The following is a 24,904-nucleotide window of genomic DNA, read 5'->3' on the forward strand; positions in this document are numbered from 1 at the left end:
GAGAGCAACTATGCAGTGGGACATTGTGATCGGGCTGGAAATTCACGTTCAGCTCGCCACCCGAACCAAGATCTTTTCCGGCTCCAGCACCGCCTACGGCGCCGAGCCCAACACCCAGGCCAATGCCGTTGATCTGGCCATGCCGGGCACCCTGCCGGTTCCGAATGAGCAGGCCTTCCGTTACGCGGTGATGTTTGGCCTGGCGGTAAATGCAGAAATCGAACGCCGCTCGGTATTTGAGCGGAAGAACTACTTCTACCCGGACCTGCCCAAGGGTTACCAGACCACCCAACTGGAACGCCCGATAGTAGGCCCGGGCTATGTGGATCTTGATCTGGCCAATGGCGAGACCAAGCGCGTGCGCATTCATCACGCCCATCTGGAAGAGGATGCCGGCAAATCCCTCCACGAGGATTTCCATGGCATGACCGGTGTCGACCTTAACCGCGCTGGCACACCGCTGATCGAGGTGGTTACCGAACCGGACATGACCAACGCGGAAGAAGCCGTGGCGTTTGCCAAAAAACTGCACGGCATTGTGACGTCCCTTGGCATCTGCGATGGCGATATGTCCCAGGGTTCCATGCGTTTTGACGTCAACATCTCCCTGAAGCCAAAAGGTTCGGACACGCTGGGCACTCGCACCGAAACCAAGAACCTGAACTCCTTCCGCTTTATGGAACAGGCCATTGCCCACGAAGTGGAGCGCCAGATGGACATCCTGGAAGACGGCGGTACCATCGTGCAGGAAACCCGCCTGTACAACGGCGACCGGGACGAATCCCGCTCCATGCGCACCAAGGAAGAAGCCAACGATTACCGCTACTTCCCCTGCCCGGACCTGTTGCCGGTGGAAATCGATGACTCGTTCATCGAACAGGCCCGCGACAGCCTCCCGGAACTGCCGGATGCGCGCAAAGCACGGTTTATGGAGCAGTATGGCCTGAACGACTACGACGCGGGCCTTCTCAGCGGCGATTCAAAGCTGGCCGGGTTCTTCGAGGACGCCGCCAGCCACGGCAAAGACGCCAAGCTGGTGGCCAACTGGATACAGGGCGAATTCTCTGCCCGCCTGAATGCGGAAGAAAAATCGGTTGCCGACTCCCCTATCACCGGTGCTCAACTGGGTGATCTGGTGGTGCGGATTGCCGACAACACGATTTCGTCCGCCGGCGCGAAGAAGGTCTTCGAGGCGCTTTGGTCTGGCGAGAAGGACAATGTCGACGCCATCATCGATGCCAAGGGCCTGAAGCAGGTGTCCGACACCGGAGCCCTCGAGGCCATGGTGGATGAGGTTCTGGCCGGCATGCCGGATCAGGTGGCCCAGTATCAGCAGGAATCCGATCCCAAGAAACAGAAGAAGATGCTTGGCGGGTTTATGGGGCCGCTAATGAAGGCCTCCAAGGGTCAGGGCAATCCGAAGCTGTTTAACGAGATTCTGGTCAAGAAGCTTGGGGGGTAATTCTCAGGCGCGGGGGCGTGGTGTTTGGCTGCGGCCCCAGCCTTCTTTTTCTGGAGTTAACGCACGGGTGGGTGGGGCTTTCCAAAACACGCTCCTTGCGGCACGTCCATGTGACGCTTGAGCTCCGCCATCCATGGCTCCGCACAGTTTTGGAAAGCCCCACCCACCCGCGCTGTTGAGTTCCGCAGTATAGACAAGGTGTGGGATTATGCTTCGCAAATCCGACCTACGTTCCTGCTGACTATCGCTGAAAGGCGCGAGGCCTTGGCAGGAGGTGCCTCCCAAAAATGTTGGAGGCCAAGGATGGCCGGAAACAAGCGCACATGGACGTGCTCGTAGCGGTTTTTGGGAGGCACCTCCTGCCAAGGCCCTCCCCAAAACAAGAAGGCTAGGAGCCCAACAAGAGGCCGATCACACCAACCGCGCCCAAAGATCATGCTCATCGGCATGCTCAACAACAGCCTGAACAATCTCCCCGGGAACGAGGTCAGTCTCGTCGTTGAGGTAAACCATGCCGTCGATCTCCGGCGCATCGGCCTTTGATCGACCAATAGCGCCCTCTTCGTCGACTTCGTCGATCAGCACGTCGATGGTTTTACCGATTTTGGCCTGCAGGCGGGCGGCGGAAATCTGGGCCTGTTTTTCCATGAAGCGGGCCAGGCGCTCTTCCTTTACTTCTTCGGGAACCGCACCTTCCAGTTCATTGGCCTTCGCGCCTTCAACCGGGCTGTAGGTGAATGCACCCACGCGGTCCAGCTGCGCTTCGTCGAGCCAGTCCAGCAGGTACTGGAAATCTTCCTCGGTTTCGCCGGGGAAGCCGACGATGAAGGTGGAGCGGATGGTCAGCTCGGGGCAGATTTCCCGCCACTTGCGGATGCGCTCCAGGGTTTTGCTGTCGTGGGCCGGGCGTTTCATGGCCTTGAGGACTTTCGGGCTGGCGTGCTGGAACGGGATGTCCAGGTACGGCAGGATCTTGCCTTCGGCCATCAGGGGGATGATGTCGTCTACATGGGGATAAGGGTAAACGTAGTGTAGGCGCACCCACACACCCATTTCACCCAAAGCCTCACACAGGGCCTGCATTTTGGTTTTCAGCGGGCGGCCCTGCCAGAATCCGGTGCGGTATTTGATATCCACGCCGTAAGCGGAGGTGTCCTGGGAAATTACCAGCAGTTCCTTGACGCCGGCATCCACCAGCCGCTGCGCCTCGTCCATCACATCCCCGATCGGGCGGCTGACCAGATTGCCGCGCATGGAAGGAATGATGCAGAAGGTGCAGCGGTGGTTGCAGCCCTCGGAGATCTTCAGGTAAGCATAATGCCTCGGTGTCAGTTTGATGCCCTGGGGCGGAACCAGATCCGTGAATGGGTCGTGCTGTCTCTTCTGGGGCACGAACTGGTGAACAGCGCCGACCACCTCTTCGTAGGCGTGGGGACCGGAGACAGCCAGAACGCCGGGGTGGGTCTCGCGGATCTTGTCTGCTTCGACACCCATGCAGCCCGTGACGATGACTTTCCCGTTTTCGCTGATGGCCTCGCCAATTGCATCCAGGGATTCCTGCTTGGCAGCATCGATAAAGCCACAGGTGTTCACCACCACGATATCGGCGTCGTCATAGGTTGGGACCACGTCGTAACCATCGAGCCGGAGCTGGGTGAGGATGCGCTCGGAGTCTACTAGGGCCTTGGGGCAGCCAAGGCTGATAAAGCCGACCTTGCCATTACCGGTTTCTGTAGTGGGGTTCTCGATATTGTCTGTCATAAAAGGCTAGGAATTCCCGGAGCTCACTGAAAGCCCACATATGAATGAAGGCCGACATTTTACACCAGGCACGGTGCCACCTGCAGCAAAAGCCGGACCTGTTTTACAGGTGGATAATACTGACAGGTGTCAATTTTTGTGACGCTTTGTTCAGAAACAATTAACGAAACTGCCACAATAAGCGGCAGACTTCTTGCTGATCACAAAGTCAACAACTACACTTTCATGCGTTTATCATGAGTTTAAGTGTTTTTCTGGAAGGGATTTATGGGAAAGGCAGCCTCATTTGCAACCAGACACGCCAGAAGAGTAAACATGAAACCTGTCGCCGCCAAACTGAATCTGCGCAACCAGCAACGGGTGGACGTATCCACCGACATCACCATTGAAAAGCCGGACGGCTGCTGTCTGACCTGCTCGGTCTCCAATCTTTCACGCACCGGCGTGATGATTTCCTGCAATCAGGAAACCGTGAAACAGTTGATCCCTGAACAGAAGGCCCCCGCTCCCGGCAACTGGATTGCCGTCAAGGCCCGGTTCTCTGTGCCCGTTGTTGCCACCCAGCCGGTTTCCATTATTGCTGACGGCAATATTGTACATATGCGCCGGATTGCCAGAGATGAATTCCAGCTGGGTATCCAGTTCGCGGAATTTGAGGGCAACGGCTTCGACTATGTCGACCGCTACGTTGCCAAATTACTGGCCGATTCCCGCAATCCAGCCTGAGCCAGAACACCCGCGTTTCTGAAGCCCGGCGCCCGCCACCTGCTATATTGTTATAACGCCAATGTCTAGTTGGCCGTCTTCTTATGCCCTTGTCGGCTCTGGTATAGTTGCCCTATCAATTCGCATAGCCAAAACGGCCCGCATGGCGGCAACGGATTACCATGACCACATACAACCTCACGCACCTGAAACAGCTGGAAGCGGAAAGCATCCACATCATCCGGGAAGTCGCAGCCGAGTTCGACAATCCGGTGATGCTGTATTCCATCGGTAAGGACTCCGCGGTAATGCTGCACCTGGCCCGCAAGGCCTTTTATCCGGGAAAACCGCCCTTCCCCCTGATGCACGTGGACACCACCTGGAAGTTCCGGGACATGATCGATTTCCGGGACCGAAAAGTGAAGGAATACGGCCTGGACCTGATCGTTCACAAGAACGAGGACGGCATCAAACAGGGCATTGGTCCATTCACTCATGGCAGCGCCAAGCACACCGACGTGATGAAAACCCAGGCCCTCAAGCAAGCCCTGGACAAGTACAAGTTTGATGCGGCGTTCGGCGGCGCGCGCCGGGACGAGGAAAAGTCCCGCGCCAAGGAGCGTGTGTATTCCTTCCGCGATGAATACCATCGCTGGGACCCGAAGAACCAGCGCCCCGAGCTTTGGAACATCTATAATGGCAAGATTAACAAGGGCGAAAGTATCCGGGTATTCCCGTTGTCCAACTGGACCGAACTGGATATCTGGCAGTACATCTACCTGGAAAACATTGAGATCGTTCCCCTCTACTACTCCGCGGTGCGCCCGGTGGTTGAACGCGACGGCACCCTGATCATGGTGGACGATGACCGCATGCCTTTGAAGGAAGGCGAGAAGCCGATGATGAAATCCATCCGCTTCCGTACCCTCGGCTGCTATCCGCTGACCGGTGCCATCGAATCCGAGGCGGACACTCTGCCGGAGATCATCCAGGAAATGCTGCTGGCCACCAGCTCCGAGCGCCAGGGTCGCGTGATCGACCACGATTCGGCTGGCTCCATGGAACAGAAAAAGCGGGAAGGGTACTTCTAAGATGTCACACCAGTCTGATCTGATTGCTGAAGATATTCAGGCCTACCTGAAACAGCACGAAAACAAGGAACTTCTGCGCCTGCTCACCTGTGGCAGCGTGGACGACGGCAAAAGTACCCTGATCGGCCGCCTGCTGCATGACACCAAGATGATCTATGAAGATCATATGGCGTCACTCAAAACCGACAGCGCCAAAATGGGCACCACCGGAGAGAAGCTGGATCTGGCCCTGCTGGTAGACGGCCTGCAGGCGGAGCGCGAACAAGGCATCACCATCGATGTGGCCTACCGCTATTTCTCCACCGACAAGCGCAAGTTCATCATCGCCGACACCCCAGGCCACGAGCAATACACCCGGAATATGGCCACTGGCGCATCCACTGCGCAGGTAGCGATCCTGATGATCGATGCCCGCCACGGCGTGCTTACCCAGACCCGCCGGCATTCCTACATAGCATCGCTGTTGGGCATCCGCCACATTGTGGTCGCGATCAACAAGATGGACCTGGTGGATTTCAGCGAAGAGCGCTTCAACGAAATCCGGGACGACTATCTGGCATTTGCCGCCAAGCTGGGCCTGAAGGACATCCGCTTCGTGCCGATTTCCGCCCTGGAAGGCGACAATGTGGTGAACAAGAGCGAGAGCACACCCTGGTTCACCGGCCAGCCGCTGATGGAAATCCTGGAAACCGTGGAAGTGGGCCGGGACAAGAACCTGGAACACTTCCGCTTCCCGGTTCAGTACGTCACCCGCCCGAACCTGAACTTCCGCGGCTTCTGCGGCACCATCGCCTCCGGCGTGATCCGCCCGGGCGAACAAGTGATGGCCCTGCCCTCCCGGCGCACCAGCACCGTGAAAGAAGTCGTAACCTTCGACGGTAACCTTGAAGAAGCCTACATCGACCAGGCGGTCACACTGACCCTGACCGACGAAATCGACATCAGCCGCGGCGACATGCTGGTGAAGGTGGAGGATGAACCGGAGGTGGGCAACCGCTTTAACGCCAACATTGTCTGGATGACCGACGCCCCGCTGGAAACCGGCCGCCTCTACGATATTAAGCTCGGGCCCACCTTCACCTCCGGCACGGTAAAGAAGATTCACCACCAGACCGACGTGAACACCCTGGAAAAGAACGAGAATCCTTCTGCCCTGCAGCTGAATGAGATTGGCCTGTGCGAACTGACTCTGAACCAGCCGATTGCCTTTGATGCGTACCATCGGAACCACGCCACCGGCAGCTTTATCGTGATCGACCGGCTGTCTAACGTCACCATCGGTGCTGGTATGGTCGCAGGCCTGGCAGATGCTGGCGAATCCCTGGACCCGGTGTCCGTCGAAGAACGCGAACGCCGCCTGGCCCAGAAACCGGCGATCATCGCCTGCAATGGCAAACAGGCGCCAGCGCTGGCCCTGGCGGTTGAGCGGGCGTTGTTCGACCAGGGCAAAACCGCCGTGGTGGTCACCGAAGAAAACGCCGGCGATGCCGACGAACGTCGCCGCGTTGCCCAGCTCCTGACCTCCCATGGGTTGGTTGCCATTGCCGTCAACCTCGGCACGGACATCGCCAACGCAGCGGCAGCCGCCGACAGCGAGCAAGAGATTCCCGAGGTTGTCAGCAAACTTGTGCAGGAATTGGTTCGCAGCAAGCGTATTTAAAATTTTGATGTGCGACTATAACGGTTGCTGAAGGTCGCCGCCGACCATGGCAAAATCACCGGCCCCGGAAATTAACTCCGGGGCCTTTTTTGTTCTGCCGACAGGAGCATTTCGTCTATGGCCATCAAACACCTCCGCACTGCCTTCGCCAGCCAGTATCAACCGGGCCAGCCCGCCCGCCTTGTTTCCGGCGAGGCCCTGCAGGAGCCCGGTGGCGATTACGAAGGCCTGCACAAGCAGATGAAGCGGCTGTTCAACAGCAAGCCCGGTAAGAAGTACGGCCGATTCTCCGAAGATCTCGGCGAATGCCCGTTCAGCGCCTGGCTGAAAGACTACCTCGAAGACAAACAGAGCTTCGGTGCCATGACGGATCGCCTGTTCGGGCAGTGGCAGGAACTGCTGACCGGCAGCCAGGAGGAGTTTGATGGCCACTTGATGATCGTGCATGACGCCCTGGCCGATTCAGAGGTGGTCTATCTCTTTATTCTGGAGAACGACAGCGCCATGCGGTTTGATGGCACTGAGTCGCTGGATGCTACAGACGTTCTGAGTTTGTCCAGGCTGAATCTGGCGGTTCGCATCGAGCTGGACGACTGGCGCAGCAACAACCCGGCAGAGAATTACATGACATTGGTCCACGGCCGCGGCACGGGCGAGCCCGGGGAGCTGTTTATTCGCTTGTGCGGGTTTACCAATCAGGTGGATGTGGAAAAAGAGACCATAACGTTCCTGGATGCGGTGGAGGCATTCGCCAAGTCCTCCGAGCCGGAAAAGGCCGGTGAGGTTCGCAACAAGGCGTACGAATTCTGCAAGGAGCAGCATGCCCTGGGTGAGCCGGTGGAAATCGAGGCGCTTTCCGGCTATCTGGACGAAAGCGAACCGCAACGTTTCAAGGAGTTTGCCTCCAAAACCGCAGAGCTTCCGGAGAACGGCGTACTTCACCCGGATCACCGCAAGGTGAAAAAGCTGGTGCGTATTGCGGGCTCCGGGGGAGGTATGAGCGTCTCTTTCTCATCCGACCTGGTGAATCAGGCGATTTACTATGACCGGGACAAAGATGCGCTGACGATCACTCGACTTCCCAAGGCTTTGCGGGAGCAGCTGCAGCGGTATCTGGAAGCTCGCGAGGAGTAAGGTTTTCGGGTTGGTCGTCCCATCTTGGGCGGTTTGCGCGCAACTTCCGGACTTCCTGCATCCAACCTACCCCATCGATCAGCTCGCCGGTTTCCGGGTCAATGGGCGGGTATGGCAGCTTGCGGTCGTCGCAGTACCGTTTGACCGTGGGCTGGCACCAGCGGAACAGCAGGCGATTGTACTCGTCATCGGGCAGCCTGCGCTGGTCAAACAGACCGGCCAGTTTCCGTTGCCTCTGGGCTTCCGACAGGATAATCGCGCAGGCGGCGGAAACATTCAGCGACTCCACCATGCCCATCATCGGAATCACAATGTGCTCGTCGGCCTGGGCCGCGGCATCAGCGCTGACACCATCCACTTCATTGCCCAGAATCACCGTACACGGCACGGTGAAATCCGCGTCCCGGAAATCAATAGCCCGATCCGAAAGCTGCGCGGCGTAGAGCCTGTGGCCCTGCCCTTTCAGGTTTGCAATGGCCTCGTCCATGGTGCGGTGGGTGTGGGTTGTTACCCAGTTATAGCTGCCACCGGCGGTTTTCCGGAAGGCCCGGAAGCCTTCTTTCGGCCATACCACATGCATGTTCGCCAGACCGAACGCATCGCAGGAGCGGATGATGGCGGACAGGTTCCGGGGTTTGTGGACCTGGTCGGTGAGGACGCTCAGATCCGGTTGGCGGGTGTTGAGGGTTTGTTTGATTCGGGCGAGGCGTTCGGGGGTCATGGCTTTTCGGGTTTCACTCAAAAGTTCGGGAAGTCGCTGGCAGAGCCCTTGCCAAAACTGTTGAGGGCCATGGACGGCCCGAAACAAGCGCACATGGATGTGCTCGTAGCGTGTTTTGGCAAGGGCTCTGCCAGCGACTTCATGCACCAAAAGTCAGAATGAACGAAATAGTACCACAGCCGGACTAGCAACAAGCCGAGACAAAGGTGGTTGAAGAATGAGCAGGCCGTTATACTACGCAGTTCCTTTTTGCTGGCGCCCTTTAGCAACCACCCAGTTCCCGGCGCAACATCCACCAGATTACGTGAGACCCATGGCCAAAAAGCTGTACATCAAAACCCACGGCTGTCAGATGAACGAGTACGACTCAGCCAGAATGGCAGACCTGCTCAAGACCGGCGAAACCGTCGAAATGACCGATTCGCCGGATGACGCCGACATCCTGTTGCTGAACACCTGCTCCATCCGGGAAAAAGCCCAGGAGAAGGTATTTCACCAGCTTGGCCGCTGGAAGAAGCTCAAAAGCAAAAAGCCCGACCTGATCATCGGCGTAGGCGGCTGCGTAGCTTCCCAGGAAGGCCAGGCCATTATCGACCGGGCGCCCTACGTCGACATGGTCTTCGGCCCCCAGACCCTGCACCGGCTGCCGGACATGATTACCGAAGTCCGCGCCAAGGGTAATGGCGTGGGCGTGGTAGACGTGAGCTTCCCGGAGATCGAAAAATTCGACAACCTCCCCGATCCCGGTGCCGACGGCCCGTCCGCGTTTGTGTCCATCATGGAAGGCTGCAGCAAATACTGCACCTTCTGCGTGGTGCCCTACACCCGCGGTGAAGAAGTCAGTCGACCAGCCGACGATGTGATCGCCGAAGTCGCCCACCTGGCCGGCCAGGGTGTTCGGGAAGTGAACCTTCTCGGCCAGAACGTGAACGCCTACCGTGGCGAGACCCACGATGGCGACATCATGGACCTGGCCGAGCTGATTGAGCTGATTGCCGCCATTGACGGTATCGACCGGATCCGTTACACCACCTCCCACCCGGTGGAATTCTCGGATTCCCTGATCGACGTCTACGAGCGGGTGCCGGAGCTGGTCAACCATCTGCACCTGCCGGTCCAGAGCGGCTCGGATCGCATCCTGGCTGCCATGAAGCGCGGCCACACGGCACTGGAGTACAAATCCAAGCTTCGCCGCCTGCGCAAGATCCGGCCGGATATCAGTTTTTCCTCGGACTTCATTATCGGCTTCCCGGGTGAAACCGAGAAAGACTTTGAAGACACCATGAAGCTGATCAACGACATCGGTTTCGATATGTCCTTCAGCTTCGTCTACAGCGCCCGACCGGGGACTCCGGCGTCGGATCTGCCGGACGAGACGCCGATGGAGGTCAAGAAGCAGCGCCTGAGTATCCTGCAGGACCGGCTGAACCAGAATGTGATGGATATCAGCCGCAAGATGGTCGGCTCTACTCAGCGGATTCTGGTGACGGGCCTGTCCAAGAAGGACCCCGGGGAGTATGCGGGGCGCACGGAGAACAACCGGATTGTGAACTTCCGGCATGAGAATCCGGAGGTTGTTGGGCACTTTATCGATGTCGAGATTGTGGAGGCTTATCCCAACTCTCTTCGCGGGTTGCCCTTGAACTCGGAGTTACATTAAAACTGGGACCTATCCGTCTGAGGCTTGGCATTGGGAGGCTGGCTGGAAGGGCTTCCCAAAAAACGCTCCTTCGGCACGTCCATGTGACGCTTGGGCTCCGCCATCCATGGCTCCGCACATTTTTGGGAAGCCCTTCCAGCCAGCCTCCTTCCGGCATCACAGGGATAGTATGCGTAGGTTGGATTAGTAATTGTAGGTTGGATTAGACGAAGTCGTAATCCAACAAAAAAATGGGACCTCGGAATTTGTCGGATTACGCCGCCGGCTAATCCGACCTACTTGTTTTTCTATATTCGGGCCTGCACATAGATTGATCAGGGTGAGGGCCGGGGTGTGTTTCCAAAAACGTGGAGCGCCAGGGATGGCGCGACCGAGCCCTACAGGGGTGAGGCCGAGCGCTTATGAAGCGAAGCTTCATGCGACAGCGGAACGACAGCAATCTGTGATTGCTGGCTGGACCCCGTAGGGGTATTTACGGGCGTTTTTTGGAAACACACCCCGGCCCTCGGCCTTTGCACCAAAATCAGAAACACGTTCTCCCAAAACAAAACGGAGCACTTTTGAACGCCAACGATCACAGACAATTTGACCTGCACCCGGTGGACCAGCGTCGGCTGACGACGCTTTGTGGCCAGTTTGATGAAAACCTGAAGATGATTGAAAGACGCCTGCAGGTGAAAATCGGCCGGCGTGGGCATCACTTCCGGGTGGAGGGTGAAACCGAACATGTGGCGGCGGCCGTTGAGGTTGTGCGGCATCTGTATCGGGAAACCGAAGCCATGGAGGACATTTCGCCGGATACGGTGCACTTGTATATCCGGGAAACCGGCTTCGAGCGGTTGCCCGAAGACGTGCCCTATGACGGGGCCGTGACGGTGATCAAGACACCCAAGCTTCAGGCCAAGCCCCGGGGGGCGAACCAGCAGAAGTATGTGCACAGCATCCGCACTCACGATATTAACTTCGGTATCGGCCCTGCCGGTACCGGCAAGACCTGGCTGGCGGTGGCCTGTGCGGTGGAGGCTCTGAAGGACGAGCAGGTAAAGCGGATTCTGTTGGTGCGGCCGGCGGTGGAAGCTGGTGAAAAGCTGGGTTTCCTGCCCGGGGACCTGGCTCAGAAGGTGGATCCGTATCTACGCCCGCTGTACGACGCCTTGTATGAAATGCTCGGCTTTGAGCAGGTGACGCGGCTGATCGAGAAGAGTGTGATTGAGATTGCGCCGCTGGCGTTCATGCGCGGCCGTACATTGAACAACTCGTTTATCATTCTCGATGAAAGCCAGAACACCACCCGGGAACAGATGAAGATGTTCCTGACCCGGATTGGCTTCGGTTCTACCGCCGTCATTACCGGTGATACCACCCAGGTGGATCTGCCCCGTGGCCAGAATTCCGGGCTGATTCATGCCGCCGGTGTGCTGAGCAAGGTGCCAGGCATTGGCTTTACCCGGTTTGAAGCACGGGACGTTGTGCGCCATCCGCTGGTTCAGCGCATTGTGGAAGCCTACGATTCTTTTGACGACGGGAGCGCAACCGGCCAGTGAGCGAGCTGACAGTGGATTTTCAGCAGGTTTTCGAGGCCCCCGGCATTCCACCGGAACGAGCTTTTCAGGAATGGGCGCAACTGGCGTGGCAGAGGGAGGATCCGTCCGAGGTGACTGTCCGTATTGTCGGGACTGATGAGAGCCAGGCGCTGAATCAACAGTACCGGGGCAAGGACAAGCCAACCAATGTGTTGTCCTTCCCATTTGAGGCGCCAGCCGGTATAACGATGCCATTGGCGGGAGATCTGGTAATTTGCGCGCCAGTTGTTGAGAATGAGGCCCGGGAACAGCGGAAATCGCTGGAAGCACACTGGGCTCATATGGTGGTGCATGGCATGTTGCATCTCCAGGGTTATGATCATATTGAAGACGAAGATGCCGAGATCATGGAAGCCCTCGAAGTCCGGTTGCTGGCACAGCTTGGATTTGGCAATCCCTACGAAGCAGAGGAAACGGAAAAAGACTCATGAGCGACGATCAGTCGAGTCGCAGCCAGGGCAGCAAGTCCTGGCTGGAACGTATATCCCAGGCCTTCTCCAGCGGGCCTGAGTCCGTCGAGGACGTGCTGGAAATCCTGCGGGACGCCGAGTCCCAGAACATCATCGATGTCGATGCCATGAGCATCATCGAGGGTGCCATGCAGGTGATCGACATGCGGGTGGATGAAATCATGATTCCCCGCTCTCAGATGGTCACCGTCAAGGCAGCCCAGGACCCAAAAGAGTACCTGGGAGAGATTATTTCCTCTGCCCACAGCCGCTTTCCGGTGATTGGCGACAGCCAGGATGACGTTATTGGCGTCCTGCTGGCCAAGGACCTGCTTCCCCTTGCCATGAACAACGACCTGAACTGGAACCGCATCCGGGAAATTCTTCGGCCGCCCACTTTTGTGCCCGAGAGCAAGCGCCTGAACCAGCTTCTCAAGGAGTTCAAGGAAAACCGTAACCATATGGCCATTGTGGTGGACGAGTACGGCGGCACCGCCGGGCTGATCACCATTGAGGACGTGCTTGAGCAGATTGTCGGGGAAATTGAAGACGAACATGACTTCGATGAGGAAACCCACATCAAGGCACGGGGCGATGGCAGTTACGCGGTCAAGGCGGTAACCCCGGTCGACGATTTCAACGAGTTCTTCGAGACTGAATTCGACGAAGAAGAATTTGACACCATCGGTGGTGTGGTACTCAAGGAGTTCGGACACCTGCCCAGACGGGGCGAATCGGTTGAATTTGGCGGCTTGGGCTTTACCATTGCCAACGCCGATAACCGTGTCATCCGTCTGTTGCAGGTAACCCGCAGTGAGCCATGACGTTGCAAACGCCAAAGTCCTGAATACCCCGCTATCAACCAACCGCTGGCTCGGCGCGGCAACCCTCGTTGTTGCCGGCGCCCTGCAAACCCTGACATTTTCCCCGTTTCAGCTCTGGTGGTTGGGTCCCGTCTCGGTTTTGCTGATCCTGCTGGTCACGGTTCCCCTGGCGCCGGAAAAACTGCTCAGGGCCGGATGGCTGACCGGCCTGGGTCTGTTTGGTAGTGGTGCCAGCTGGGTGTATGTCAGCATCAGCGAACACGGCAACACCGCTATTCCCGTCGCCATCCTGCTAACGGTCGCCTTTGTGGCTGGCCTGGCGCTGTTTCATGGCCTGGCGTTCTGGTTCTGGGGAAAACTGGCAAAGAAGAGTGCTATCCGCCGACTGATTCTGTTCCCTGCCATCTGGATTCTGGGGGACTGGCTCCGGGGCTGGTTGCTGACCGGTTTTCCGTGGCTGTATCTCGGTACAGCCCACACCGACGGTCCGCTTGCCGGCCTGGCGCCTTTAGCCGGCGTCCACGGTATCACTTTCTGGATTACGGCTACCGGCGCTGCACTCTACGGGGGCTGGTGGCTGATCAAACACCTGAGGCCGGTCGCCGCCGGAGTCACTCTCGTGATTGTGCTGACTCCGTGGCTGATCGCTCCCGCCATGAACCGGATTGACTGGACCGAGCTCAGCACCGAGGCCACAACCTTCGCGGCCATGCAGGGCAACATTGCCCAGCAGATCAAGTGGGATCCGGAATTTCTAAAAGACCAGATTGTGACGTATCTGGGCATGACCGAGGGCCACTGGGACACAGACCTGATCCTGTGGCCGGAAACGGCTATTCCCATTCCTCAGGATCAGGCCGGCACAATCATTGAGCACATCAGCAGTGAGCTGGGCGACAACAGCACCCTGATTACCGGGATACCCTGGTACGGGTTCAGTGACCGTCTTGAGGATTTCACGTACCACAACAGCATTATTGCGATTGGCAATGGCGACGGCATGTACCACAAGCAGAAGCTGGTCCCGTTTGGTGAATATGTGCCGTTGCAAAGTGTACTGAGGGGCCTGATCGGGTTCTTCGACCTCCCCATGAGCAGTTTCAGCCAAGGCCCGGCCTGGCAGGATCCACTTACGGCAAACGGCATCAAGATCATGCCGTTCATTTGTTACGAAGTCGCCTACCCGGATTTCGTCGCGTTCAATGCGCGAGGTTCCGACCTGTTGCTCACCATCAGTAACGATGGCTGGTTCGGGGACTCCATCGGGCCGCTGCAACATCTGCAAATTGCCCGAATGCGGGCACTCGAGACCGGCCGCTATATGCTCCGGGGCACCAATAATGGCGTGACCGCAATCATCAATCACCGGGGCGAGCTGACCGAGACCATCCCGCAATTCGAGCGCGCTACTCTTACCGGTGAGGTATACACCGCCACCGGCAGCACGCCTTATATGCAAACCGGTTCCTGGCCGGTACTGACCCTGGCGTTCATCCTGATCGTGTTTGTCCGGGAGCGGATCATTCCTCCCGTTTCGGCCAGCGGCTCGTAACCCGCTCGTAGTAGTGGGAGCCGCAGGCTTCGCAGGGTTCCAGATGGCTGGTGGCAGTCAGGCAGCGCATGTGTCCGCAATTCAGGCACTGGAACATCCCGGCAGTGGCCACTTCTCCCGAGATGTACTGCCCTATCTCCTTGTTTTCCAGTTTCTGTTTGAGCTCCAGAGTATCCACCAGGGTTTTGTCGGCAACGGACAGCAAGCGGTCCGCCAGCTGGTGCTCCAGCAGGGCAATATCCAGCTGTAGCCACTCTCCCAGCCCTTCACCGGTTTCGTCCATAAAGTGCATCAGGTGCTCAAGGTCCCGTTGCAGGTAGGCACCGAGGAGATCCGCTTCTTCCCGGGTCATTTCCTCCAGTTCGTACTCAAACTCCACCGCTTTCTGGACTTCCTCCTCCAGTGTCTGAAGCGAGGTTTCCTCTAACTCATGGAGACGCGTTTTCACCCGCTCCAGCATTCGGTCATAAACTTCCAGGGCTTTTCCTGAGAGATGGCTTCGTTCTGGTGTTGTCATAAATACTCCTTCAAATAGATCTTGGCACCCCACACAAATACGTAGAGCCGATCAGTTGGTGCAAGAGTCAGGCTGTGTCAGGCTTTTCCGGGACACGCTGTGAATACATCCCTGTACGCTTGACTGCAGCATCCATGCTGCAGACAGTCCCGGAAAAGCCTGACACACCCTGCCTCCCAGACGTTTGGTGATCGCGTCTCAATTCTGACTCCCAGGGTTCGGGGCGGTGGCCGGTGCGGCTTCCTGAGACTGTGCGCAGCATGGATGCTGCGCTCAAGCCTAACAGGGACGTATTCACGGCGTGTCCCTGGAAGCAGTGCCCGTCAGCGCCTTCCCCGCAGCTATAAGTCTGGCACAAGACCAGGAAATTGGCAGACTACCTGTAAAGCCAAGTGTGCGTTAGAATATGCGGCCCGCTTTGGACATCGTTTTGATACAGGGTTTTATTTTTCACACAAGGTAATTTCGGTAATGGCAGGAATGGACGAGCAATACAATCCCCGTGACGTAGAGCAGAATGCCCGTAATTTCTGGGAAGAGAACAAGACCTTCATGGTCAAGGAAGAGCCAGGCAAACCCAAGTACTACTGCCTGTCCATGTTCCCCTACCCCAGTGGCAAGCTGCACATGGGGCACGTCCGCAACTACACCATTGGCGATGTCGTTTCCCGTTACCAGCGCATGCAGGGCAAGAACGTGATGCAGCCCATGGGCTGGGATGCTTTCGGCCTGCCCGCCGAGAACGCGGCCATTGCCAACAAGACGGCTCCGGCCAAGTGGACTTACGCCAATATCGAATACATGAAAAATCAGCTCAAGCAGCTGGGCTTTGGTTACGACTGGGACCGGGAGCTGGCGACCTGTAAGCCGGATTATTACCGTTGGGAGCAGTGGTTCTTTGCCCGCCTGTATGAGAAAGGCCTGGTGTACAAGAAGATGTCCACGGTGAACTGGGATCCGGTGGACCAGACGGTTCTGGCCAACGAGCAGGTCGTGGATGGCCGCGGCTGGCGTTCCGGGGCCCTGGTAGAGCAGAAGAAGATTCCCCAGTGGTTCATCCGCATTACCGACTATGCCGAGGAGCTGCTGAACGATCTGGATCAGCTGGAAGACTGGCCCGAGCAGGTCAAGACCATGCAGCGAAACTGGATCGGCAAGTCGGTGGGCACCGAGCTGACCTTCCCGCTCAAGGACAAGGACAGCGGTCTCACGGTCTACACCACACGCCCCGACACCCTGATGGGCGTGAGCTACATGGCGGTTGCCGCCGAGCACCCGCTGGCAAAGGAATCGGCAGAGCGCCACCGTGATGTTGCCGAGTTTGTGGAGGAATGCCGTAACAGCAAGGTGGCCGAGGCTGAGCTTGCCACGATGGAGAAGCGGGGTATTGATACCGGCTTCAAGGCCATTCATCCGCTGACCCAGGAAGAGATTCCGGTCTGGATCGCCAACTTTGTGCTGACAGATTACGGTACTGGTGCCCTGATGGCCGTTCCCGGCCATGACGAACGGGACCATGAGTTTGCCCTGAAATACCGCCTGCCAATCAAACAAGTGATTGCCGCGCGCGATGGTCGCGAGATTGATGTGCAGGAGCAGGCCTTCACCGAAAAGGGCACGCTGGTGTCTTCTGGCAAATACAGCGGCCTGACCAGTGAAGAGGCCTTCGACGAGATCGCCAGTTACCTGGAACAACACAACATCGGCAAGCGCACGGTGAACTATCGCCTGCGTGACTGGGGCGTGTCCCGGCAGCGTTACTGGGGCGCACCTATTCCAATGATGACCCTGGAAGACGGCACCGAAATGCCGGTGCCCGATGACCAACTGCCCGTGCTCCTTCCGGAAGATGTCGAGATGGACGGTGTGCAGTCGCCGATCAAGGCGGATCCGGAGTGGTGCAAAACCGAATACAATGGTCAGCCAGCCACACGGGAAACCGATACCTTCGACACCTTTATGGAGTCGTCCTGGTACTACGCCCGCTTCTGCAGCCCCAATTACGACAAGGGTATGCTGGATCCGGCCGCCGCCAATTACTGGCTGCCGGTGGATCAGTATATCGGTGGTATCGAACACGCCATCCTGCACCTGCTCTACGCCCGTTTCTTCCATAAGCTACTGCGGGATGTGGGTCTGGTCACCAGTTCCGAACCCTTTAATCGCCTGCTCTGCCAGGGCATGGTTCTGGCCGAAACCTACTACCGCGAAGACGGCAAGGGCGGCAAGCTGTGGATCTCTCCCGCCGATGTCACCGTTGAGCGCGATGAAAAGGGTCAGCCCATTCGCGCCATCCACAAGGACGACGGCGAGCCGGTGATCTCCGGCGGCGTCACCAAGATGTCCAAATCCAAGAACAATGGCATCGATCCCCAGGCCATCATTGACCAGCATGGCGCCGATACCGTTCGCCTGTTCATGATGTTTGCCGCGCCCCCGGAACAGTCCCTGGAATGGTCCGACAGCGGCGTGGAAGGCGCCCACCGTTTCCTCAAGCGTCTGTGGCGCCTGGTGAATGAACACGCAGCCTTCGGGCCTGCCCCAGCGGTGGACCCAGCCACCCTGGACGATGGCCAGAAGAATCTGCGTCGCAAGACCCACGAAACCATCGCCAAGGTCAGCGACGATATCAGCCGCCGACTGACATTCAACACGTCCATTGCGGCCGTTATGGAACTGCTCAACGATGTCGGCAAACTTCAGGGCGACGAACCCCAGACCCGCGCCGTTCGTCAGGAAGCCCTCGATACCGCAGTTCTGGTGCTCTCCCCGATTGTGCCCCACATCTGCCACACACTCTGGCACGCACTGGGCCACCAAGAACCGGTCGTTGACGCGCCCTGGCCCAAGGCCGATGAAAGTGCCATGGTGCGGAGCCAGATTCAGGTGGTGCTTCAGGTCAATGGCAAGGTTCGGGCCAAGGAAGACGTTCCAGCGGACATCAGCAAATCCGATCTGGAGAAACTGGCCCTGGAAAACGAGAACGTGATGCGTTTCACCGAAGGTGCCACTGTGCGCAAGGTGATCGTGGTTCCCGGCAAACTGGTGAATGTGGTGGCCAACTGATATGCCCCGGCACTTCGCTCTGAGCTCCCTTACCCGCCTCTATGTCACTGCTTCCCTGGTGGCGCTTCTGGCGGGGTGCGGATTCCAGCTGCGTGGTGCGCCTCCGGTATCAGCGGCCCTTCAACCCCTTGCGGTGGATTGTTCGTCACCGGTTCCCGAAACGCTTTGTCAGTCCGTAAGGGAGCAGCTCAAGCTTGGAGAAATCAAGCTCGTTCCCGTTGAACAGGCCGACTATATTCTGCGCCTTGATGACTTTGAGGAAGACCGGCGCGCGACCGCCATCACCGCCCAGGCGGCCGCTGCGGAGTACACGCTTCGACACTCGGTGGCTCTTGAGGTTGTCAGCGCTGACCGCATTCCCATCGTTGCCTCAACCCGCCTGAACACCAGCGAAAGCTACCGGTACGATGAAACCAATGTATTGGCAAAGCAGCGTGAGGAAGAGGCACTTCTCCTGCAATTGAACGACCGCCTGGCGCAGCAGGTTCTTTTCCGTCTGGCACCTCTGACCGCCGAACGGATTGACGCCATTCGGGCGGAATACAATCGCACTCAGGATGCCGGGGCTCCAGCAACAGGCAAGCCATGAAGACCAATCCGGGACAACTATCCCAGCTACTGAAAAAGAGCCTCGCCCCGGTCTATCTGATTTCAGGGGATGAGCCACTGCTCGTTCAGGAATGTTGTGATCAGGTTCGAAAGGCCGCGAAAGAAGCCGGATTTCATGACCGGCTGACCTTCCATGCCGACCACCAACTGGACTGGAACGCGGTCGCGGACGAATTCAGCGCGATGTCCCTGTTCGCCGAAAAACGCCGCATAGAAATTCACCTGCCAACTGGCAAGCTCGGAGACGGCCGCGCCGTACTCGAGCGCGTGCTTCAGGAGCCACCTGAAGACATCATTCTGCTGCTGATCAGCACCCGTCTGGATGCTGCCGAAACCCGCCGCAAATGGTACAAGGAGCTCCAGGGCAAGGGCGTGCATGTGCCGGTCTGGCCAGTCGACGCTGACAAGTTCCAGGGCTGGCTTCAACAGAGGGCCAGTAGCCGTGGACTCAGCCTGACCCGCGGTGCTCTGGCAATCATGAGCGAACGCCTGGAAGGCAACCTGCTTGCCGCCAGCCAGGAGCTGGACCGGCTGGCCCTGCTGGCGAATGGCAATACGATTGACGAAGAAACCGTTGAACAGGCCGTCCAGGATAGCTCCCGGTTCAGTGGTTTCGAGCTGGTCACTGAGCTGATCTCGGGTCGGGCACCCCACGCCTGCAAGATGATCAGCGTGCTGCAGCAGGAAGGCGAGAACCCGCTGGGGCTGCTGGCTGTCCTGAGCCGCGACCTGAACCTGTTGCTTGAACTGAAATCCGCAGGCGGCCAGGCGGAAAACCCGGCCTCATTCCTTAAAAAAAGAGGCGTGTTCCAGCCTCAGCGGGCGCGAGCGATGGAACAGGCTGCCCGCCGGCTGAACCGCGCTCAACTGCACGAAGCCGTTGCACTTTGCAGCCAGATCGACCGGGCGACCAAAGGCTTCGACCCACTCTCCCCCTGGCACTATCTCAGAGATATGTCGGCGCTGCTGGCCACCCGCGCCTGATCCAGGTCAAACTCTTTCCTCCTTGTCATTTTGTGGCCCGGCAACCCCTTGACAGTTTTTTACAATCGGGCGCATTGTAAGCACACCATCAATCCAAGGAGGTGTTTTAGATGAGTCTTCAAGACGAGTTCAAAAAACTGTCGGAAAAGGTAAAACAGTATCGGGATGAGGCCCGTGTGCAGCTTCACCTGGCCCGCGAAGACGTAAAGGACGAATGGGATGATCTTGAGCAGGACTGGGACCGCTTCCGGACCAAGATCGACCAGATGATGCACGATGCAGAAAACGCCTCTCAGGAAGCCCGTCAGACGACCCAGAAACTGGGCGAAGATCTGAAAACCGGATATGAAAACATCCGCAAAAAAATGAAGTAGAAGTGTTAACCCGTTAACATTACGCCACAAATATCTACCACAGAGGCTCCGTGGGTCTGAGTCTCTGTGCCATACTTCACAGTATCAGTGAACAAAGCGTCATAGTTTTGACCCGCCTGATCAATCTCTGACCAGGAGGGCCTGAATTGCCAGGGCGCTTGACCACACTGCGAGGTATAAATGGCGTATGAAACGATTCTTACCGGTACCCACAGCATTCATCCTCCTGCTCACCACAACCCTCGTGATTGGCCAGAACATCCGTTTCAGTGATCCGGAAACGGTTATTTCGGATCATTTCTGGGGCAATCTTTACGCCAACGGCGGGAATTCTTTCTTCTGTGACACCCCATTTACCAGCAAGGGCTTCATGCTCTCCGACGGGTATGTATACCCGCTGGCAGATGTGCGCAGCGCGCTCGACTGTGGGACGTCGCGCCAATGTGAACAAGACAACCATTACCGGCAGATAGCCTCAGACATGCACAATATGGTGCCAGTGCGAAGCCGGACCGAAATGGGTCGGCGCAATGCCCGATACGAAGACCTGGGTTCTGCCGTCAAAGCAGACGAGTGCGGCATTCGCCAGAGTGCCCAGTTCTTTGAGCCCCCTGCAAGGGTAAAAGGCGATGTTGCCCGGACGGTGGCCTACATGGTCGACACCTACAAACTACCCTGGCTGGGCTCTGCTGCCGTGTTCAAAGGCTGGAATCAGCTGGACCCACCTGACGATGGTGAGCTGACGCGCCATCGACACATTGCCGAAATCCAGGGGAACGAAAACCCTTTCGTCACGGATCCCGAGCGAATGGAAAGACTCTGACTCTTAACTTCCAGTCCGGAGCTGATGCCAACCTCTATCAGATGAAAAAGGGGTCAGATGAAACTTTCATCTGACCCCTTTTTATATGCTCCTTTCTTATATCTACTTTAACTCTGGAATCAGAATTCCTCGGCTGTCAGAGCCATCATCGATTCGCTGCCGCTACGGATGCCTTCGGCCAGAGAAACGGTTTTTGGCAGCAAGCGGTCAAAATAGAACCGCGCGGATTTCAGTTTCCCGCTGTAGAAGCCTGAGGTATCGCTCTCAGCCTTGGGTGCAGCGGCCTTCGCCATCTTGGCCCACATGTAGCCAAGGGCTGTCAGGCCGAACAGGTCGAGGTAATCCACCGAGGCAGCTCCAACGGCGTTGGGGTTGTCGCCCGCCTGTTTGATCACATGCTCTGTCACATCATCCAGGCGCTCTACCGCGGCAGCGAGAGGCTCCAAAAACGGGCGCAGGTGTTCGTCACTGCTGTTTTCCTCCAGAAAAGTCGCCACATCCTGGGCAAACAGCTCGTAAAGCTTGCCCTGGCTGCCAACCACTTTCCGGCCCATCAGGTCCAGGGCCTGGATGCCATTGGTGCCCTCGTAGATCTGGGTAATCCGGCAGTCACGAACCAGCTGCTCCTGGCCCCACTCGCGAATAAAACCATGGCCGCCGAATACCTGCTGGCCCATGATGCAGGCATCCAGGCCACGATCGGTCAGGAACGCTTTCGCCACTGGGGTCAACAGTGCCACCATGCCTTCGGCATGTTTGCGGCGCTCATCATCTTCAGCGTACTTGGAGATGTCCAGCCACTGCGCCACGTAGGTTGAGAAAGCGCGGCCGCCCTCAACATAGCCTTTCATGGTCAGCAGCATTCGGCGTACATCCGGGTGCACAAGAATCGGGTCAGCCGCTTTCTCAGGCTGCTGGGCACCGGTGGGCGCGCGGCTCTGGATGCGGTCAAGGGCATATTCCCGGGCGCTTTGCAGTGAGGCTTCAGCGGCACCGATGCCCTGGATGCCAACGCCCAGGCGCTCGTAATTCATCATGGTGAACATGGCGGCCAGGCCTTTGTTCTCCTCTCCGACCAACCAGCCTTTGGCGCCATCGAAGTTCATCACGCAGGTGGCGGAGCCCTTGATGCCCATCTTCTTCTCGATGGAGCCACAGCTGAAGCTGTTGCGCTCACCCAGAGAACCATCGTCGTTCACCATGAACTTGGGCACCAGGAACAGGGAAATCCCCTTCGGGCCCTTTGGAGCATCCGGAAGCTTGGCCAGCACCAGGTGGATGATGTTCTCCGCCATGTCGTGCTCGCCCCAGGTAATGAAGATCTTGGTACCTGTAACGTTGAATGAGCCGTCGTCGTTAGGCTCGGCCTTGCTACGGATAATGCCCAGGTCCGTACCGGCATGGGGCTCGGTCAGGTCCATGGCACCGGACCAGACGCCGGAGTACATGTTGGGCAGGTATTTTTCCTTCAGTTCCTGGCTGCCGTGGGCATCCAGGGCAAGGCTGGCACCGGCTGTCAGCATGGGTGCCAGGCCAAAGGCCATGTTGGCACCCTGCATCATCTCTTCGAACTGGGCCACCAGTGTCTTGGGCATACCCATACCGCCGAATTCCGGGTTACCACCCAGACCGTTCCAGCCACCTTCCACGATGGTCTGGTAGGCTTCCTTGAAGCCCTCCGGGGCAGTCACTTCTCCGTTGCTCCACTGACTGCCCTGCTCATCACCTTCGCGGTTCAGGGGGGCGAGAACGCCACTGGTGATCTTGCCGGCCTCCTCCAGGATGGCATCAGCCGTATCCGGGTCAACATTTTCGGCAACTTTCGGCAATGACGCCCACAGGGAGGGCGCGTCAAAAACTTCGTTCAGAACAAAGCGCATGTCACGTAGGGGTGCCTGGTAATCAGCCATCTAAAACTCTCCAAAATTTCTGTCAGTCTGTTCAGGTGGCAAAGAGGCCTTGGTTCCGGCCGGTCACACCTGCTTGGGCTATGTGTCCGCTGAAGATTGTTTTTATGGGCGCTTATTCTACCCCAAAAGCGGACCCTAACTCATGAAAAAAGCCCGCCTCCGGGGAGGGCGGGCTTTTGCATCCTGAAAAACTATCCTTCGGTGCCCGCGCTTAAATAGCGAAGGCTTCCTCAGGCATATCCATCAGGCTATCAGCGCCGGCCAGCATGCTTTCGGCATGAGCTCTGGCGCGGGGCAGCATACGCTTGAAGTAGAAGCGGGCAGTCTGCACCTTGGCGTTGTAGAACATCTCCTCGGAAGTACCCTCAACCATCTTGTCCAGGGCAACCTTGGCCATGCGGGCCCACAGGTAAGCGAACACTGCGTAACCAGAGTACATCAGGTAGTCCACGGACGCGGCGCCCACTTCTTCACGGTTCTTCATGGCGGTCATGCCGATCTTCATGGTCAGTTCGCCCCATTCCTTGTTCAGAGCCGCCAGCGGCTCCAGGAATTCCTTGAGCTGTTCGTTATCGGCATTTTCCTTGCAGAACACGTGAACCTGCTTGGTGAAGCCCTTCAGGGACTCACCCTGGGTCATAAGCACCTTGCGACCCAGCAGATCCAGCGCCTGTATACCGGTGGTTCCTTCGTAGATCATGCCGATACGGGCATCACGTACGTTCTGCTCCATACCCCACTCGGAAATAAAGCCGTGGCCACCGAACACCTGCATGCCCAGGTTGGCTGCTTCATAGCCGATTTCTGTCAGGAATGCCTTGGCGATCGGGGTCAGGAAGCCCAGCGCCTCGTCAGCAGCCTTACGCTCTTCTTCGGTCTTGCCACTGTGAACAATATCAGCCTGCTGCGCAGTAAGATAAATCAGGGCTCGGGCACCCTCAGCCACTGCTTTCTGAGTCAGCAGCATACGACGTACGTCCGGGTGAACGATGATCGGATCCGCAATACCTTCGGGGTTCTTCGGGCCGCTCAGAGAACGCATGGCCAGACGATCCTTGGCATAAGCCAGGGATCCCTGGAAACCCAACTCGGCAGCACCCAGGCCCTGAATCGCGGTACCGATACGAGCCGTGTTCATGAAAGTGAACATGCAGTTCAGGCCCTTGTTCTCCGGCCCGATCAGCCAGCCCTTGGCACCGTCAAAGTTCATGACGCAAGTGGCGTTGCCATGGATACCCATCTTGTGCTCAATGGAGCCACAGGACACCGCATTGCGCTCGCCGGAGGAGCCGTCTTCGTTTGGCAGGTTCTTGGGCACGATGAACAGGGAAATACCCTTGGTGCCTTCCGGAGCGCCCGGCAGGCGTGCCAGAACGATGTGAACAATGTTCTCCGCCATGTCGTGCTCGCCGGCAGAGATAAAGATCTTGGTACCGGTGATGGCGTAGGTGCCGTCGGCATTCGGCTCTGCCTTGGTACGCAGGGTACCCAGGTCGGAACCACAGTGCGACTCGGTCAGACACATGGTGCCGGTCCACTCACCGCTGATCAGCTTGGTGAGGTAGGTCTGCTTCTGTTCTTCGGTGCCGTGCTCCTCGATGGTGTTGGTCGCTCCGTGGCTCAGGCCTGGATACATGCCGAATGACCAGTTGGCGGTACCCACCATTTCGCTCATGACAAGACCGAGAGAGTGCGGCAGACCCTGGCCACCGTAGTTGGGATCAGCCGTCATGGACGGCCAGCCACCTTCCACATACTGCTGGTAGGCTTCCTTGAAGCCAGTCGGTGTTTTCACACTGGCTTCGCTCCAGGTGCAACCTTCCCTGTCACCCACCTGGTTCAGCGGAGACAGAACCTGCTCACAGAATTTCGCACCTTCCGCAATAATGGCATCCACCATGTCCGGAGTTGCGTCTTCAGCACCTTCCAGGTTGGCGTAGTGCTGCTCGCTGTTCAGCAGCTCGTTCATTACGAATTTGATGTCACGCAGGGGCGCTTTGTACTCAGGCATGGAATCCA

20 protein-coding genes are annotated in these 24,904 nt (G+C 57.7%); 15 read left to right on the forward strand and 5 right to left on the reverse strand.

Translation table 11 applies throughout. The annotated features are described in order from the left end of the window. Nucleotides 1-10: 10 nt before the first annotated feature. Nucleotides 11-1,462, forward strand: a complete 1,452-nt coding sequence (gene gatB / locus CLH62_RS04485; RefSeq protein WP_099616923.1) for an Asp-tRNA(Asn)/Glu-tRNA(Gln) amidotransferase subunit GatB — start codon at nucleotides 11-13, stop codon at nucleotides 1,460-1,462. A 411-nt stretch (nucleotides 1,463-1,873) separates the two neighbouring features. On the opposite strand, the gene rimO is transcribed toward gatB, so the two are convergent. Beyond that, entirely contained in the window at nucleotides 1,874-3,223 is a 1,350-nt protein-coding gene (gene rimO, locus CLH62_RS04490; RefSeq protein WP_099616924.1) for a 30S ribosomal protein S12 methylthiotransferase RimO, read from the reverse strand. A gap of 315 nt (nucleotides 3,224-3,538) precedes the next feature. Here rimO and CLH62_RS04495 point away from each other — a divergent pair, with 315 nt between their 5' ends. The 4 genes from CLH62_RS04495 to CLH62_RS04510 all read left to right on the forward strand — a co-directional run bounded on the left by CLH62_RS04495 (nucleotide 3,539) and on the right by CLH62_RS04510 (nucleotide 7,813). Continuing rightward, nucleotides 3,539-3,949 (forward strand): PilZ domain-containing protein, encoded by a 411-nt coding sequence (locus CLH62_RS04495; protein ID WP_099616925.1) that lies wholly within the window; start codon nucleotides 3,539-3,541, stop codon nucleotides 3,947-3,949. Between the two features lie 161 nt (nucleotides 3,950-4,110). Beyond that, complete coding sequence (cysD, locus tag CLH62_RS04500) at nucleotides 4,111-5,019, forward strand: sulfate adenylyltransferase subunit CysD (RefSeq protein ID WP_099616926.1); 909 nt, start codon at nucleotides 4,111-4,113, stop codon at nucleotides 5,017-5,019. Nucleotide 5,020: 1 nt separating this feature from the next. Beyond that, complete coding sequence (cysN, locus tag CLH62_RS04505) at nucleotides 5,021-6,679, forward strand: sulfate adenylyltransferase subunit CysN (RefSeq protein ID WP_099616927.1); 1,659 nt, start codon at nucleotides 5,021-5,023, stop codon at nucleotides 6,677-6,679. Nucleotides 6,680-6,796: 117 nt separating this feature from the next. Continuing rightward, nucleotides 6,797-7,813 carry a nucleoid-associated protein gene (locus tag CLH62_RS04510; protein ID WP_099616928.1) on the forward strand — a complete coding sequence of 339 codons (1,017 nt, stop codon included), beginning with the start codon at nucleotides 6,797-6,799 and terminating at the stop codon, nucleotides 7,811-7,813. Here CLH62_RS04510 and trmH read toward each other — a convergent pair. Further along, nucleotides 7,749-8,534, reverse strand: coding sequence for a tRNA (guanosine(18)-2'-O)-methyltransferase TrmH (trmH, locus tag CLH62_RS04515; protein ID WP_228152766.1), 786 nt, complete (start codon nucleotides 8,532-8,534; stop codon nucleotides 7,749-7,751). The genes CLH62_RS04510 and trmH overlap by 65 nt on opposite strands. Before the next feature lie 313 nt (nucleotides 8,535-8,847). On the opposite strand from trmH, the gene miaB reads away from it, so the two are divergent. The 5 genes from miaB (at nucleotide 8,848) to lnt (ending at nucleotide 14,602) form a co-directional block, all read left to right on the forward strand. Then, entirely contained in the window at nucleotides 8,848-10,194 is a 1,347-nt protein-coding gene (miaB, locus tag CLH62_RS04520) for a tRNA (N6-isopentenyl adenosine(37)-C2)-methylthiotransferase MiaB (RefSeq protein ID WP_099616929.1), read from the forward strand. A 560-nt stretch (nucleotides 10,195-10,754) separates the two neighbouring features. Next, nucleotides 10,755-11,738, forward strand: a complete 984-nt coding sequence (locus CLH62_RS04525; RefSeq protein ID WP_099616930.1) for a PhoH family protein — start codon at nucleotides 10,755-10,757, stop codon at nucleotides 11,736-11,738. Continuing rightward, nucleotides 11,735-12,208, forward strand: a complete 474-nt coding sequence (gene ybeY / locus CLH62_RS04530; RefSeq protein WP_099616931.1) for an rRNA maturation RNase YbeY — start codon at nucleotides 11,735-11,737, stop codon at nucleotides 12,206-12,208. The genes CLH62_RS04525 and ybeY overlap by 4 nt, the downstream gene beginning before the upstream one ends. Next, on the forward strand, nucleotides 12,205-13,050 hold the full coding sequence (locus CLH62_RS04535; RefSeq protein ID WP_099616932.1) for an HlyC/CorC family transporter: 846 nt from the start codon (nucleotides 12,205-12,207) through the stop codon (nucleotides 13,048-13,050). The genes ybeY and CLH62_RS04535 overlap by 4 nt, the downstream gene beginning before the upstream one ends. After that, entirely contained in the window at nucleotides 13,040-14,602 is a 1,563-nt protein-coding gene (lnt, locus tag CLH62_RS04540; protein ID WP_099616933.1) for an apolipoprotein N-acyltransferase, read from the forward strand. Before CLH62_RS04535 ends, lnt begins: the two co-directional genes overlap by 11 nt. On the opposite strand, the gene CLH62_RS04545 is transcribed toward lnt, so the two are convergent. Continuing rightward, the gene (locus CLH62_RS04545; protein ID WP_099616934.1) at nucleotides 14,571-15,119 is read right to left on the reverse strand and encodes a zinc ribbon-containing protein; all 549 of its coding nucleotides are present in this window, start codon (nucleotides 15,117-15,119) and stop codon (nucleotides 14,571-14,573) included. The two genes, lnt and CLH62_RS04545, sit on opposite strands and share 32 nt — an antisense overlap. Before the next feature lie 480 nt (nucleotides 15,120-15,599). Here CLH62_RS04545 and leuS point away from each other — a divergent pair, with 480 nt between their 5' ends. From leuS to CLH62_RS04570, 5 genes are all read left to right on the forward strand, one after another. Next, the gene (leuS, locus tag CLH62_RS04550; RefSeq protein ID WP_099617622.1) at nucleotides 15,600-18,185 is read left to right on the forward strand and encodes a leucine--tRNA ligase; all 2,586 of its coding nucleotides are present in this window, start codon (nucleotides 15,600-15,602) and stop codon (nucleotides 18,183-18,185) included. Next, nucleotides 18,169-18,774, forward strand: a complete 606-nt coding sequence (locus CLH62_RS04555; protein ID WP_228152767.1) for an LPS-assembly lipoprotein LptE — start codon at nucleotides 18,169-18,171, stop codon at nucleotides 18,772-18,774. Before leuS ends, CLH62_RS04555 begins: the two co-directional genes overlap by 17 nt. Beyond that, the gene (holA, locus tag CLH62_RS04560; RefSeq protein ID WP_099616936.1) at nucleotides 18,771-19,778 is read left to right on the forward strand and encodes a DNA polymerase III subunit delta; all 1,008 of its coding nucleotides are present in this window, start codon (nucleotides 18,771-18,773) and stop codon (nucleotides 19,776-19,778) included. The genes CLH62_RS04555 and holA overlap by 4 nt, the downstream gene beginning before the upstream one ends. Before the next feature lie 110 nt (nucleotides 19,779-19,888). Further along, entirely contained in the window at nucleotides 19,889-20,152 is a 264-nt protein-coding gene (locus tag CLH62_RS04565) for a hypothetical protein (protein WP_099616937.1), read from the forward strand. A gap of 187 nt (nucleotides 20,153-20,339) precedes the next feature. Then, the gene (locus CLH62_RS04570; protein WP_099616938.1) at nucleotides 20,340-20,975 is read left to right on the forward strand and encodes an endonuclease; all 636 of its coding nucleotides are present in this window, start codon (nucleotides 20,340-20,342) and stop codon (nucleotides 20,973-20,975) included. A 119-nt stretch (nucleotides 20,976-21,094) separates the two neighbouring features. On the opposite strand, the gene CLH62_RS04575 is transcribed toward CLH62_RS04570, so the two are convergent. Both CLH62_RS04575 and CLH62_RS04580 read right to left on the reverse strand, forming a co-directional pair. Continuing rightward, nucleotides 21,095-22,885 (reverse strand): acyl-CoA dehydrogenase C-terminal domain-containing protein, encoded by a 1,791-nt coding sequence (locus tag CLH62_RS04575; protein ID WP_099616939.1) that lies wholly within the window; start codon nucleotides 22,883-22,885, stop codon nucleotides 21,095-21,097. Nucleotides 22,886-23,096: 211 nt separating this feature from the next. After that, the gene (locus CLH62_RS04580; protein WP_099616940.1) at nucleotides 23,097-24,896 is read right to left on the reverse strand and encodes an acyl-CoA dehydrogenase C-terminal domain-containing protein; all 1,800 of its coding nucleotides are present in this window, start codon (nucleotides 24,894-24,896) and stop codon (nucleotides 23,097-23,099) included. Between the last annotated feature and the right edge of the window lie 8 nt (nucleotides 24,897-24,904).

This window comes from Marinobacter guineae (genome assembly GCF_002744735.1).
Lineage (GTDB): Bacteria > Pseudomonadota > Gammaproteobacteria > Pseudomonadales > Oleiphilaceae > Marinobacter > Marinobacter guineae.